Origin of the sequence: Tabrizicola sp. BL-A-41-H6, from assembly GCF_050632395.1 — a bacterium.
GTDB lineage: Bacteria > Pseudomonadota > Alphaproteobacteria > Rhodobacterales > Rhodobacteraceae > JAUYQR01.
Genome location: NZ_CP192600.1, coordinates 3,639,668 through 3,652,518 on the forward strand (window position 1 = coordinate 3,639,668; position 12,851 = coordinate 3,652,518).

General features: G+C 65.5%; 10 protein-coding genes. 3 read left to right on the forward strand and 7 right to left on the reverse strand.

From position 1 onward, the window contains the following. Positions 1–696 precede the first annotated feature (696 nt). Together ACROUL_RS17950 and ACROUL_RS17955 are read right to left on the reverse strand one after the other, a co-directional pair. Positions 697–3,279 carry a cation-translocating P-type ATPase gene (locus ACROUL_RS17950; protein ID WP_431300800.1) on the reverse strand — a complete coding sequence of 861 codons (2,583 nt, stop codon included), beginning with the start codon at positions 3,277–3,279 and terminating at the stop codon, positions 697–699. Between the two features lie 154 nt (positions 3,280–3,433). Continuing rightward, entirely contained in the window at positions 3,434–4,423 is a 990-nt protein-coding gene (locus tag ACROUL_RS17955) for a potassium channel beta subunit family protein (protein ID WP_431300801.1), read from the reverse strand. Positions 4,424–4,616: 193 nt separating this feature from the next. Here ACROUL_RS17955 and ACROUL_RS17960 point away from each other — a divergent pair, with 193 nt between their 5' ends. After that, positions 4,617–5,549, forward strand: a complete 933-nt coding sequence (locus ACROUL_RS17960) for a sugar kinase (protein WP_431300802.1) — start codon at positions 4,617–4,619, stop codon at positions 5,547–5,549. Here ACROUL_RS17960 and ACROUL_RS17965 read toward each other — a convergent pair. The 4 genes from ACROUL_RS17965 to ACROUL_RS17980 all read right to left on the reverse strand — a co-directional run bounded on the left by ACROUL_RS17965 (position 5,528) and on the right by ACROUL_RS17980 (position 10,631). Further along, complete coding sequence (locus ACROUL_RS17965) at positions 5,528–7,273, reverse strand: family 1 glycosylhydrolase (RefSeq protein WP_431300803.1); 1,746 nt, start codon at positions 7,271–7,273, stop codon at positions 5,528–5,530. The two genes, ACROUL_RS17960 and ACROUL_RS17965, sit on opposite strands and share 22 nt — an antisense overlap. 102 nt (positions 7,274–7,375) lie before the next feature. Then, the gene (locus ACROUL_RS17970; protein ID WP_431300804.1) at positions 7,376–8,032 is read right to left on the reverse strand and encodes an SOS response-associated peptidase; all 657 of its coding nucleotides are present in this window, start codon (positions 8,030–8,032) and stop codon (positions 7,376–7,378) included. A gap of 61 nt (positions 8,033–8,093) precedes the next feature. Beyond that, the gene (locus ACROUL_RS17975; protein ID WP_431300805.1) at positions 8,094–9,611 is read right to left on the reverse strand and encodes a bifunctional metallophosphatase/5'-nucleotidase; all 1,518 of its coding nucleotides are present in this window, start codon (positions 9,609–9,611) and stop codon (positions 8,094–8,096) included. A gap of 153 nt (positions 9,612–9,764) precedes the next feature. Next, the gene (locus ACROUL_RS17980) at positions 9,765–10,631 is read right to left on the reverse strand and encodes a hypothetical protein (RefSeq protein WP_431300806.1); all 867 of its coding nucleotides are present in this window, start codon (positions 10,629–10,631) and stop codon (positions 9,765–9,767) included. Positions 10,632–11,056: 425 nt separating this feature from the next. Between ACROUL_RS17980 and ACROUL_RS17985 the strand changes: the two genes are divergently transcribed. Both ACROUL_RS17985 and ACROUL_RS17990 read left to right on the forward strand, forming a co-directional pair. Further along, a complete protein-coding gene (locus ACROUL_RS17985; protein ID WP_431300807.1) occupies positions 11,057–11,395 on the forward strand; it encodes a DUF952 domain-containing protein in 339 nt (112 codons plus the stop codon). Continuing rightward, positions 11,392–12,453: a quinone-dependent dihydroorotate dehydrogenase gene (locus tag ACROUL_RS17990; protein ID WP_431300808.1), complete on the forward strand. Its 1,062-nt coding sequence runs from the start codon at positions 11,392–11,394 to the stop codon at positions 12,451–12,453. The genes ACROUL_RS17985 and ACROUL_RS17990 overlap by 4 nt, the downstream gene beginning before the upstream one ends. Positions 12,454–12,455: 2 nt before the next feature. On the opposite strand, the gene ACROUL_RS17995 is transcribed toward ACROUL_RS17990, so the two are convergent. After that, a complete protein-coding gene (locus ACROUL_RS17995) occupies positions 12,456–12,692 on the reverse strand; it encodes an Lrp/AsnC ligand binding domain-containing protein (protein WP_305567217.1) in 237 nt (78 codons plus the stop codon). Positions 12,693–12,851: the final 159 nt, after the last annotated feature.

Consider the following 12,851-nt stretch of genomic DNA (forward strand, 5'->3'; position numbering starts at 1 on the left):
CGGCGAGCCAGCAACCTGCCCAACAGCCCCATCGCAAGATAGGCCAGAAAAACCCAGCCGATCCCTGCCCACCGTGCAGCGAAAACGCAGCCCGCCAGAACAGAAAGGCAAAGCCCAGCAGGCTTGCCTGCATGGCCCAGTAGATCGCCATATGATCCAACGCCGCGTCGTAGGCCTTCGGCAGGTGCCACAGCCACAGCGCGGCGGTCGCCAAGAGAAACGGCAGACCGACCGGACTGGGCATTTTTGCCGGGCGCGCCAGTGCCAGCAGCGGTGCCGCCACCGCCACCAGCAGAACGTGATGAACGACACGCGCGGAAAACAGCGCCGAAGACAGCGCCGAAGACAGGGCGCAAAGCGGTGACAGGAATGCAAGGGCAAGCACCAAAGTCGCCGCAACGCCAGCCCGCCCGCGCCCAGCCCAGATTGCCAGCACGATCAGGAAGCCAAGCGCCCAATGGTCAAGATTCCACCCATAAATCAGGTCGCGGGCACAGGCGCAGGCCCGCAATAGCTGCCCTCCCAACGGGTCACGGTGTCACCGCGCAACGCAGCGTTCCGGCCGTCATGCCATTCCATGCAAACATTGAAACCACCGGTTCGGAAACGCCCGTTCAAAGGGCCAACAGGTTGCTCAATGTCGCCGGATCGCCGTCCGTTCCTTACCGCCGCAGACCGCCTGCGGTTCCCCCCATCTCATCGCGCCTGCGTCGCGACCTTTGCAGCGGTTAAGCGCGCCCCCCGCCAAAATCCCTTCAGCAGTTCCAGCACCAGCAGCACCGCCAGCCCCGCCGCAGCCGTCAGAACGATATCGTCGCCATGAAGCGGGCCGAACCTGAAGACGCCCTGCGCCACAGGCCACAGCACCACCGTCGCTAGAATCCCGCCGACTCCCGCCAGCACGATCAGCAGCGCGGGCTTCGGCCGACCAAGCGCCGCACCCAGCGACGATGTGAACGACCGGTTCACAAGGATCAGCGCGATGATGGTGATGACCAGCGTGAAGAACACCAGCGCGCGCAGCTCTTCCTCCGGCATCGCCTTCTGCGCCCCGTACACCAGCATCCCGATCACCGCAGCCAGCGCGACCAGCCCTTGCGTAACGCTCCACGTGACCAGGCCCGCAGAAAACAGCCGCTCGTCCGGGTGGCGGGGCGGACGGTCCATTATGTCGTCTTCCTCGTCCTCGGCTTCGAAGACTAATGTGCAGACCGGGTCGATCACCATTTCCAGAAAGGCAATGTGTATCGGCCCCAGAATGATCGGAAAGCCGAACAGCAGCGGCAGGATCGCCAGACCCGCGATCGGCAGGTGCACGGCAAAGACAAAGCTCACCGCCTTGCGCAGGTTGTCATAGATCCTGCGGCCCAGCCGGACGGCCCTGACGATCGACCCGAAATCGTCATCCAGCAGCACCAGCGCCGAGGCTTCGCGCGCCACGTCCGTGCCACGCCCACCCATCGCAATGCCGATATGCGCGCTTTTCAATGCCGGCGCATCGTTGACGCCGTCGCCGGTCATTGCCACGACCTCGTTGGACGATTTCAGCGCGTTCACGATGCGAAGCTTCTGCTCGGGCATGATGCGGGCGAAGATGTCGCCCTCCGAAAGCCTTTGGCGCAAGGCGGCGTCGTCAAGGCTGTCCAGTTCCCGGCCGGTCAGGGGGTTTCGGCCATCCAGACCTGCCTCCCGGGCAATCGCCGTGGCGGTCACCGGATAATCGCCCGTTATCATCTTGACCCTGATCCCGGCGCGCCGACACTCCGCAACCGCCTGCGCAATCGAGGGGCGCAGGGGGTCGGCCAGACCGACCAGCCCCAGAAACGTCAGCGGCAGATCCTCCGGCCGTTCCGGCAGATCGCCGTCCGAAAGCGTGCCCCCGGCCACGCCAAGCACGCGCAACCCGCCTGCTGCCATGCTGTCCACCGCCCGCGCCACTGCCTTGCGGTCATCAGCCGACAAGTGGCACAGCTCGGCAACCGCCTCGGGCGCACCCTTTGTGGCAACCACCCAGTCGCGTGAGGGCGCGTCGCGCCGCCAGACCTGCGACATCGCCAGCAGATCGGTGCGCAAACCATAGGTCCGTTCCAGCGTCAGCCCCGCCGTCGGGTCCACCGCTTTCGGAACGTCATGGAACGCCTGCTCCATCGGGTCGAACGGCTGCGGGTCGGACGCCAGAAGTCCGTAGCCGATCACCGTCGCAAACCCCGGTCCGGGCGGCGCCCCGCCGTCCGCCGCAAAGCTCGTCTCGTCTTGCAAGCGAACCTGCCGGATCGCCATGCGGTTCAGCGTCAGCGTCCCGGTCTTGTCGGTGCACAGCACCGTCGCCGCCCCCAAGGCCTCGATCGCGGCCGCGCGGCGCGTCAGCACCCGCGCCTTCGACAGTCGCCACGCCCCCACCGCCATGAAAATGGCAAGGACCACCGGAAACTCCTCGGGAAGCATCGACATCCCGATGGCAATGCCCGCCAGAAGGCCGTCAAGCCAGCCACCCCTGAAATACACGTAAAGTCCGCCAACCAGCAGGCTGACCAGCCCCCCCACCACCGCAAGGAACAGCACGATGCGGCGGGTCTGCGCATAAAGCCGCGGCGGTTCGGTCCTGACCGTCACCAGCGTCGTCCCGATCTTGCCGATCTCGGTCGCGGCCCCGGTTGCCATGACCTCGGCGATGCCTTTCCCGCGCACCACAAGCGTGCCCGAAAAGACCAGCGGCAAGTCATCACCGCCCGGAAGGCCCGCCTGCGCCTCGGCACCGACGGCTGCCACCTTGCGAACAGCAACCGCTTCACCCGTCAGCAGGGACTCGTCGGCCTGCAAATCCTGCGCCGACAACAGCCGTGCGTCGGCCGGTATCCGGTCGCCCTCGGCCAGAACGATGATATCGCCCCGCACCACCTCGCGCCCCGCAATGCGCTGGCGCGCACCATCCCGGATGACCAAGGCCCGCGGGCTGCTCAGATCGCGCAGCGCCTCCAGGACCCGCTCGCTGCGCAGTTCCTGCACCAGCGTTATAACCACCGACAGGCAGGCAAACCCGGCCAGCACGGCGGCATCAGTCGTCTCGCCCAGCACCGCATAGATCGCCCCACTTGCCAGCAAAAGCGCAAGCATCGGCTCCTTGACCACGTCAAAAAGGATGCGCGGCCCGGTGCGATGATCGCCGCGCGGCAGTTCGTTCGGCCCGTCCAGCGCCAGCCGCCGCAGCGCCTCGTCGCTGGAAAGGCCGGTCAGCGCCTTGTCACCTGCGGTATCCTTGGCGGTGTCATCTCTGGTCATCTGCACGCCACTGCCCGGTTCGCACCCACGCAGCCGGGACAATCCCGCCTACGCATCTGCCCGACCAGATCACCAGATCGCCGCCCGGCGTACAACCGCCATCGCGTCAGTCGGGCACCCGCACCGGATTTGCAGCCGGCGCGGGCAGCCCCGATCAGAACCGCTGCGGTGCCGGCGGGCGGTTGCCAAGGATGCCGTCGATCTCGGCCAGAACCTCTGGCGTCAGATCGCCCACCCGGTCCAGCGCGGCAAGGTTGTCGGTCAGCTGCGACAACCGCGACGCCCCAAGGATAACCGTCGAAACCCGCGGGTTCGTCAGGCACCACGCCAGCGCTAGGTGATGGATCGGCATCTCAAGCCGGGTCGCAACCGCCGCGAGATCGCGCACCTTGGCAATCCGGGCGCGGCCTTCGTCGCTGGTGAACTTGTCACGCAGCCATTCGTAGCCGGGCAGGTTCGCGCGCGCATCCTGCGGGATGCCGTCGCTGTATTTCCCGGTCAGCAGTCCCGACGCCAAGGGCGACCAGATCGTCGTGCCCAGACCGAAGGTGTCATAAAGCGGCGCATAATCGCCCTCGACCTTTTCCCGCTCGAACAGGTTGTATTGCGGCTGCTCCATCGTCGGTGGCGTCAGGCCCCAGCGCGCCGCAACCGCATGCGCTTCGGTGATCTGCTGCGCCGACCATTCCGACGTTCCCCAATACAGCACTTTACCCTGCGCGATCAGGTGGTGCATGGCCCGCACCGTTTCCTCGATCGGGGTGTCGACGTCCGGGCGGTGGCAGAAATACAGATCCAGGTATTCCACCCGCAACCGTTTCAGCGCCGCATGGCAGGCGTCGGTGACATGCTTGGCCGACAGCCCGCGCTGCGTCGGCTTCGGCCCGCCCCAGAACACCTTCGACGACACCGCAAAACTGTCGCGGCTCCAGCCAAGCTCTTCTATCGCCTGCCCCATCACCAGTTCCGACCGGCCCTGTTCGTAGCCTTCCGCGTTATCGAAGAAGTTGATCCCCGCGTCATAGGCGGCGGCCATCATGTCCTTGGCGGGGGCAATATCCACCTGTTTGGCGAAGGTCACCCATGACCCGAACGAAAAGGCGCTGACCTGAAGGCCCGATTTACCCAAGCGGCGATACTGCATCTTCATCTTCCTTGCTGTGCGGCGTGCTGTCGGCGGCCTCCGGTTCCGGGGCCGACCCCTTGCCCCATCAGATAGGCGCGCGCGCGCCAAGGCAAGGGAACCTCCGCCAGCCACGATCAAAACGGCTTGCCCCCGCCGCTCGAACCCGCCTAGCCTGCGCCCGCGGCCTGTGCGGCGAGGGAAGGGGCGGTTCATGCGCGTGGTCTGCATCGGCGAATGCATGGTCGAATTCGCCCGCCGCGATGACGGCCTGTGGCAGCAGGGCTTTGCCGGCGACAGCCTGAATGTCGCATGGGCCTTGCGCGCCTTACTGCCCGCCGAGGCAGAGGTCGCGTATCTGACGCGGGTCGGCACCGATGCCCTGTCGGATGCGATGGTCGCGATGCTACAAACGGCCGGGATCGCAACCGCCCTTATCCAGCGCGATGCCATGCGCACGGTCGGGCTTTACACGATCCAGACCGACGCCACAGGTGAACGCAGCTTTTCCTACTGGCGCTCGGACAGTGCCGCCCGCCGGCTTGCCGACGATCCGGCGCTGCTGGCCTCGGCCCTTGCCAACGCCGACCTCGTCTATCTGTCCGGCATCACCTTGGCCATCCTGCCGCCCGCCAGCCGCGCGCATCTGATGTCCGCCTTGGGCGCGCGGGGAAACCGCCGCTTCACCGTGGCATTCGATCCCAACCTGCGGCCGCGTCTGTGGGAAGCGATGGATACCGCACGGGCCGCCATCGACCTCGCCGCGCGTTCCGCCGACATCCTGCTGCCCACGCACGAGGACGAGGCGCTGGCCTTCGCCGACCCCGATCCCGCCACCACCCGCGACCGCTATGCCCGCCTCGGGGTCGCCGAGACCGTCGTCAAGGACGGCGCGCGGCCAACCCTGTGGCGCGCCGCCGATCAACAAGGTGCCTGCCCGGTGACAGCGGCGCCGCGCGTGATCGACACCACCGGCGCGGGCGACAGCTTCAACGGCGCCTATCTTGCCGCCCGCCTGATGGGTGCCAGCCCCGAAACCGCAATTGGTCAGGCCCAGCGCGTGTCAGCCTTCGTGGTCGGCAGCCGTGGCGCGCTTCTGGCGCCCGGCGCGTTGCGCGCAGCCTCTCAGCCACCGCCACGCGCGTAGCGCTCCTTCCGACGCGGCCCGATTTCATCCGCCTGCGACAGATCGACCGGCAACAGGCGATACTGGCAATGCGGCCCAAGCTCAGTCAGCGTGAAGTGCCCGGTCAAACCGTCAACCGCCAAGTCCAGAACCGCATCCGTCGCGGCAATCATGTCAGCGTCGATATCCGCGTCGATCTGCAGGGCATCCGTCGCGCCTGTCGAATGAAACGAAAACCGGCAGACCTCGCCCTCGACCGACAGGGTCAGGGCGCCCCATTCCGGCACCTCTGGCCGCGTAGCCCCACCCCCCGGTGCCAGCGTGTCGATCCGGCGTCTGGCGCAACAGGCCAGCACAGGGTCCAGCACCTTGATTGGCCCCTCGACCCGTAGCAGCGCCACCGGATCGCTCGCACAGTCACGCCACCACCCGGCGCGGGCAAGCAGCGGGTGGTCAAAGCGTCCGTGGCGCGCAAGCGAAGCCGCAGCCTTCGCGATCACCGTCGGATGCGGCGGATCGTGGCGTACGTCAAACGCACCGCTTTCGTAAAAGCCCCTGCGCTCGCGTAGCATCGAATTCCAGTCATAGGTGCCAAACAGTGACCACACCGTGATCGCGCGTACGTCGATGCCGTCCTGCCGCGCCGCCGTCGCTGCCTGCCACGCCTCCATCAGCCAGCGCAACTGCTCCTCTCGCGTGCAGCCGTTGTGCACCTCGGTCACGGCGATGGGCAGGCCATACCGGGCCTTGACCTCGCGCAGCCGCGCCAAGAGGCCGACCTGCGGCTGCAATTCCGGGACGCGCACCGCAGCCACATCGACATAGGCCTGCCGCCCGTTGCCTCCCACCGGCTCGTGCGGATAACGCTCCAAGCGGTGATCGAGGAACCGATCGCTGGTCAGATACTGGTCGATACCCATGATGTCTGGCGGGCAAGGCGCGGCGGCCAGCGCAGCCAGAGTGTCAACCGCAACGCCCGCATCAACCAGTTCGGTCCAGAACGGATGCCCCTGGCCGACCCGGCCGCACAGGAGGTCAAAGCCCAGAAACCGCCGCTCGTTCTCGTAGGCCGCCTGCTCCGCCAGCGCCTCCGTCGCAAAGACGCGACCCACATCCTCGGTCTGGATCAGCATCGCCGCCGGCCGCAGGTCACGGATGCGGCGCATCACCTCGGCGGTTGCCGTCGCGTAGCCGGCGACATGGCGCAGGAACGTCGGCGTGTCGCGGGCATGTGGCTCCCACTGCCCGTAAAGGCAGGCGATGCGCGCTGTCGTTACCGGTTCGTTGATCGGGGTGAAATGGCGCAATGACGGAAAGCGCCGAACCACCGTTTCGGCAAAATCGGCCAGCCGCTCGGCAAATCCGGGATCGGTCGGCAGCAGGCCATCTGGCCCGGCACCGTGATGCAGAAAGCCTGCGATGGGCGTGATCCCCAGCGCCTCCAGCCGCGCCAACCGTCGCCCATGATCGGCAAGGGTCGGTCCGCCCCCTTCGGCATGGGCCCAAAGCAGCGGGTAACGGATGGTGCGGATTCCCAGGTCCGCGATCCGGTCAAGGTCGTCGTCGCGGATCAGATGCCCGGTTTCATGCAACTGGTCACGGATGGCGCCGTCGATCGTGACGTGGCTGCATTCCAGCCCAGCCCACAGTTCCAACGGCCGCGACGCATCGCGCAACGCGCCGTGGGGAAGATTTGGTCTTGGTTCAAGGCGAACGATCTTTGCGTCGGCATCCTGCACACTCATAGTCCTTCCAGACGAACAGCACCGGACACTCAACCGCTGGGTCCGGTGAGGGTTCCGTTTTTTTGAACATCCCTTTCGCAGTTGCAGCGTGGCTTGGCCTGATCAGGCGGCAATCGGCACGATCAGGTCCGGCCCCGACGCCCGGTTGGAATTGACAGCCGAAGACACCCTGACCGGCCGCGTCAGCGCACCCTCCGGTGCGGCTTTCATCAAGACGGCCGCACCATGCCCTGCCTCGCCCAGCCACAGCGGCCAGTCCGCCTGTTCCAGCACGACCGGCTCGCGGTGGTGCAGCCCCGCCATCACCGGCCCCGCGTCGGTCGACACGATGGCAACGGTGTCGATGTCATGCCAGCGTTGCCAGACCCCGGCCAACGCCATCGGCAACCCGTCCGCGCGGGTGAAATACCACGGCAACTTTTCACCCTTCTCGCCCGTGCTCCATTCGTAAAATCCGCTTGCCGGCACGATGCAGCGCCGTGACCGCACGGCCTCACGGAAGGCGGGTTTCGTCGCCACGGTGTCGGCCCGGGCGTTGATGATCAAAGGCCCGTCATTCGTCGCCTTGTACCACGACGGCACGAACCCCCAGCGCATCGCGCGCAACCGCCGCACCCCGCCGTCCGAGGTCACGACCGCAACCGGGTTCGTCGGGCAGACGTTGTAGTTCGGCACCATCGGCAAGTCGTTGCCGGGCACGGCACCGAACAGCGCCGCCAGCGCTTCGTTCGGATGAGTGATGGTGAAACGGCCGCACATCCGCAAAAGATAGGCTCGGCACGCCTTCGCGCCAAGCCCGTCTCCATCAAGCCCGTCTCCATCACTGGCCGAGGATCTTGATCCGCCCCTCAACCGCGGCCTTCACCATCCCGACCTTCTCGACATAGTCCATGACGTCATTCGCCACCAACCGGCTCGTGGACCCTTCAGTCAGCACCCGCCCGCCGCCCAGCGCATCATAGCCGTCGCCGCCGCCAATGATGTAGTCATTGACCGCCACCTTGTAGAGCTTGTCAGCCTCCAATGGCGCACCACCCACCATCACCTCCGACACCCGCGCCCCCGGCTCGGCCGTGGGGTCGATGGTGTAGCTTAGCCCCGACACCTGCGCGAACCGCCCCGCGCCTTTCTCGATCTGGCTCGCCCCGTTCTCCAGCGCGAGCAGCACCTGACTGCCCGGCAGTTCGGTCACCACCGTCAGGTTGCCGAACGGCAACTCCGTCAGGATATCGCGCCGCGTCAGCTTGCGCCCCGCGTCATAGGTCGTGTCACCCCGGATGCCACCACCGTTCATGATGGCGATATCCGCCCCTGTCGCATCCCGCATCGCATCAGCGATCAGGTTGCCCATCGTGGCCTCGGCTGACCGCACTACGTTGCGCCGGCTGTCCAAGGGCGTCTCCAGCGTGCCGATCTCCACGTTCAGCGTTTGGTCCATCTTGGCGCGGAAACTGTCGGCAAGTGCGGCAGACTCGGGGTCCGGCGCCACCGTCGCCGTGTCGATGAACCGGAACGCAGGCGTCCAGCTGATCGTGCGCTTGCCGTCCTTTTCGCCCACCTCGACCGTCAGGTCGATCGGCGTCAGCAATTGCGCATCCACGCTCGTCTCCACATAAGCCGTCACCCCGTCATAGGCCGTGGCATAGGTGTGGTCGTCGCCCGACAGGATCACGTCGAACGCCTTGCTCGCCATCAGCGCGCGGTCGTTCTCCATGTTGGTCTGCACCACGCCAACCACGATATCCGCCCCCGCCTCGCGCGCGGCCTTCGCCGCCTCGATCCCGCTGTCGACGGTGGGCAGGAACTTCAAACTCCCCGTCGAACTCACCTCCGGCGAGGTGTCCTGCGCCACCGGCACCAGCGCCACTTTCAGCCCGCCCACCTCCTTCACCGTCACCCCGCCAAGACCCTCGATCGGGCTGCCGTCCGCATTGGTGATGTTGATCGCCGCCCAAGGGTATTTTGACGCCTTCATCTTCTCCATGAAGTTTTCCGGCCCGAAATCGAACTCGTGGTTCCCTGGCACGGCAAGGTCGAACGGCACCAGATTTGTGAAATCAATCGTGTTCTGTCCCATGTCGAAGCCCGAGATCAGCGACGGGCTCAGCATGTCCCCGTTGAACAGGTAAAGCGTGTTGGGGTTCGCCGCGCGCTCGGCCTTGGCCACCGCGTTCAGCCGCGCAAACCCGCCACGCCCGTCTTCTTCCTCGAAATTGTAGACGTCGCCCACGCCAAGCAGCGTCAGTTTCACGGTCTCGGCGGCAAGCGGAGTGGCAAGTATCATAAACCCGGCTGACGCCATGGATGTCAGGTTGAATTTATTGGTGAGATGCGGCACGTCGATTCTCCTTACGGCTGAATTCGGTTGCTCTCCCCAGTCTGCGCCTCCCTCCTGCCGTCTGTCAAACCGCCGGGGTCACCGTCCATCCACCTGTATTTCAAATGAAAACACGGCGCGCTTCAGCGCGCCGTGTCCATCATCCATCGTCTCTCAGGGCTTCTTGTTGTCCTTCGGGGCTTTGTCGAGGGCTGGGTTGCTTTCGTCTACCCGGTCCGCGTCGTTGCCCCCACCGTTGTCGTCGTGTTCCTTGTCGGCCTTGTCCTTGTCGGCCTTGTCCTTGGCGTCCTTGTCCGCCTTGTCCTTGTCCGCCCGGTCCTTGTCAGCCTTGTCCTTGTCCGCCCGGTCCTTGTCAGCCTTGTCCTTGTCCGCCTTGTCCTTGTCCGCCTTGTCCTTGTCCGCCCGGTCCTTGTCAGCCCGCTCCTTGTCAGCCCGCGCCTGGTCCGCCTTGTCTTGGGCGTCTTTGTCGGCCTTCTGTTTATCGGCCTTGTCCTTTGCGTCCTGGTCAGCCCGCTCCTTGTCAGCCCGCTCCTTGTCAGCTCGATCCGGGTCAGCCCGATCCTGGTCAGCCCGCGCCTGATCCGCCCGCTCCTGGTCCGCCTTGTCTTGGGCGACTTTGTCGGCCTTCTGTTTGTCGGCCTTGTCCTTGGCGTCCTTGTCGGCCTTTTCCTTGTCCGCTTTATCACCCTCATCTGGGTCAGCCAATGGCTCCGGCTTCACCTCAGGCTCCGGCTTCACCTCAGGCTCCGGCTTCACCTCAGGTTCCGGCTTCACCTCAGGCTCCGGCTTCACCTCAGGCTCCGGCTTCACCTCAGGCTCCGGCTTCACCTCAGGCTTCGGCTTCACCTCAGGCTCCGGCTTCACCTCCGGCTCGGGCTTCACTTCCGGCTCGGGCTTCACTTCCGGCTCGGGCTTCACCTCTGGCTCGGGCTTCACCTCAGGCTCCGGCTTCACTTCCGGCTCCGGCTTCACTTCCGGCTCAGGCTTCACTTCCGGCTCGGGAACCCCGGGCTTGTTCACCTCGGGCTTTTCGGGCTCGGCCGGCGTCCTGTCGGGCTTGGCCAGCTCGGAGCTGCGAATCAGAATCGAAGGGACCGAGCAGGTTGGGTCCCAACGGAACTTGGCGTTCGAATTTTGGATTGTTTTATACTCACAGAAGTCGCGCGACATCGTTTCTGCACTCGCAGAAGCGGCCAAAGCGGAAAAACTGCATGCAATCAGAAGTTGTTTCATTGACGTGCCTTTCTAATTTGATTAGACATTTATCAATGCAGAGCATGGTGGCCGTATGGCCGCCCTTCGTCATATCAGTGATCATGTCGTGGCGGTGGGGCTGAGCCGGCAACAATGTGCAGGCTGCGGCCGGAATGCTGCATTCAAAGATACAGTCCTTTCGGATGCCGAACGGATTGACCGCCAAGCCGCCGCAGGGCAAAGACACGCCCATGCTGATCTACAAAATCTTCCGCCGCCCCGAATGGGATGCGTTCCGCGCCGCCGGGAAAACCCTTGGCGCGCCGATCGACCTGGCCGATGGCTACATCCACATCTCCACCGCGGCACAGGTCGCCGAAACTGCCGCCAAGCACTTCGCCGCTGAAAGTGATCTTGTCCTTGTGGCGCTCGACAGCACCGCGCTCGGGCCGGCCTTGAAATGGGAAACCTCGCGCGGCGGGGCTCTCTTTCCGCATCTCTACCGCGCACTCACCCTTTCGGACGTCGTATGGGACAAGTCGCTGCCCCTCGGTGCCACCGGCCACATCTTCCCCGAGGGCGTCTGGTGAACCTCGTCGAGCGCGCGGGCCTCGCCCTTCTGCACCGCATGGATCCCGAACGCGCCCACGCCCTCTCGCTTCTGGCGCTGCAAACGGGCCTCGCGCCGCTGCCCGGCCCTGTTTCCTCGCCCCGCCTTGCCACCACGCTGGCGGGCCTGCCGCTCCTGAATCCCGTTGGCCTCGCCGCCGGCTATGACAAGAACGCCACCGCCATCGCACCCCTGTCCCGCGCGGGCTTCGGCTTTGTCGAGGTGGGCGCCGCCACCCCCCTGCCCCAGCCCGGCAACCCCAAACCCCGCCTCTTCCGCCTCACCGAAGACCGCGCCGCGATCAACCGCTTCGGCTTCAACAACGACGGAATGACGGCGATCGGCCTGCGCCTCTCCCAGCGCAAACGCGGCCCGGTCCCGGTCGGCCTCAATCTCGGCGCCAACAAGACCTCCGACAACCGCGCCGCCGATTTCACCCGCGTGCTGGCCCATTGCGGCCCGCATGTCGATTTCGCCACCGTCAACGTGTCCTCACCCAACACGGAACGCCTGCGCGATCTGCAAGGCCCCGCCGCCCTCACCGCCCTCCTCGCCGGGGTGATGGATGCGCGCAGCAGCCTTGCCACCGCAATCCCGGTGTTCCTGAAGATCGCCCCCGACCTCACCGACGACGACCTTGCCCAGATCGTGGAGGTGTCCCTTGCGTCGGGCATCGCGGGCATCATCGCCACCAACACCACCCTCAACCGCGACGGCCTCAAAAGCCAGCACAAGGCCGAAGCCGGCGGCCTCTCCGGCGCACCGCTCTTCGAACGCTCCACCCGCGTGCTGGCGCGCCTGTCACAACTGACCGATGGGAAACTGCCGCTGATCGGTGTCGGCGGCATCTCCACCGCCGAACAAGCCTATGCCAAGATCACCGCCGGCGCTTCCGCCGTGCAGCTTTACACCGCGATGGTCTACCAGGGCCTTTCGGTCGCCGCCCATATCGCGCGCGGCCTTGACCAGCTGCTCGCCCGCGACGGCCACGCCACCGTCGCCGCCGCAATCGGCACCCGCCGCACCGCGTGGCTCTAGCGTCAGAACGCCTTGAACGTCATCGTCGTCAGCGTCCGCACCATGTCCGGAATGTCGAACAGCCGCGACGACAGATAATGCCCGGTATCCTCGCCATCGGGGATATAGACCTTGGCGATCAGATCATACTCCCCGCTCGTCGAGTAAAGCTCGCTGACCACCTCTCGGTCCCAGATCGCATTGGCAACCTCATAGGTCTTGCCCGGCGTGCAGCGAAACTGAACGAACACCAAAGCCATCAAAGCCTCCATCTCTGCCGTCGACCCTAGCCGACAGCCCCACCAATTTGAATCAAATTTGACTTCCCCTTCCAGAAATATCCCACGGGGAGCGCGAGGGGTGTGAAACCCCTCGCTTTTCGGGGCGGAGCGCGAGGGGTGTGAAACCCCTCGCTCCGC

Excerpts from the sequence above, each read along its gene's own strand:
- ACROUL_RS17950 (WP_431300800.1), bottom strand. The coding sequence starts at position 3,279 with ATGACCAGAGATGACACCGCCAAGGATACCGCAGGTGACAAGGCGCTG.
- ACROUL_RS17955 (WP_431300801.1), bottom strand. The coding sequence starts at position 4,423 with ATGCAGTATCGCCGCTTGGGTAAATCGGGCCTTCAGGTCAGCGCCTTT.
- ACROUL_RS17960 (WP_431300802.1), top strand. The coding sequence starts at position 4,617 with ATGCGCGTGGTCTGCATCGGCGAATGCATGGTCGAATTCGCCCGCCGC.
- ACROUL_RS17965 (WP_431300803.1), bottom strand. The coding sequence starts at position 7,273 with ATGAGTGTGCAGGATGCCGACGCAAAGATCGTTCGCCTTGAACCAAGA.
- ACROUL_RS17970 (WP_431300804.1), bottom strand. The coding sequence starts at position 8,032 with ATGTGCGGCCGTTTCACCATCACTCATCCGAACGAAGCGCTGGCGGCG.
- ACROUL_RS17985 (WP_431300807.1), top strand. The coding sequence starts at position 11,057 with ATGCTGATCTACAAAATCTTCCGCCGCCCCGAATGGGATGCGTTCCGC.
- ACROUL_RS17995 (WP_305567217.1), bottom strand. The coding sequence starts at position 12,692 with ATGGCTTTGGTGTTCGTTCAGTTTCGCTGCACGCCGGGCAAGACCTAT.